Annotated in this window: 1 pseudogene; it reads left to right on the top strand. The window is 75.1% G+C overall.

The features are described 5' to 3' along the window. Positions 1-16: 16 nt before the first annotated feature. A pseudogene (locus tag QSJ60_RS19050) lies at positions 17-334 on the top strand (6-aminohexanoate hydrolase); the annotation flags it as partial.

The raw sequence follows: 334 nt of genomic DNA, 5'->3' as shown, positions 1-334 counted from the left end.
GCCCACCGGTGCGACCGTGATCCACATCCCCGCCGGCGCCCGCACCGCGGTGGACGCGCGGGGCGGGGCGGTGGGGCTCTCCGGCGGCTACGACTTCAACCACGCCATCTGCCTGGCCGGCGGAGCCAGCTACGGGCTCGAGGCGGGCGCCGGGGTGAGCGGCGCGCTCCTGGAACGCCTCGAGTATCGCACCGGCTTCGCCGAGGCCCAGCTGGTGTCGTCGGCGGTCATCTACGACTTCTCGGCGCGCTCCACCGCGGTCTACCCCGACAAGGCGCTCGGCCGCGCGGCGCTCGAATTCGCCGTTCCCGGTGAGTTCCCGCAGGGGCGGGCG

Source organism: Agromyces sp. NBRC 114283 (assembly GCF_030268405.1).
GTDB lineage: Bacteria > Actinomycetota > Actinomycetes > Actinomycetales > Microbacteriaceae > Agromyces > Agromyces mediolanus.
The sequence above is the reverse complement of the archived record's forward strand: the minus strand, read 5'-3'. Positions and strand labels throughout refer to the sequence as shown.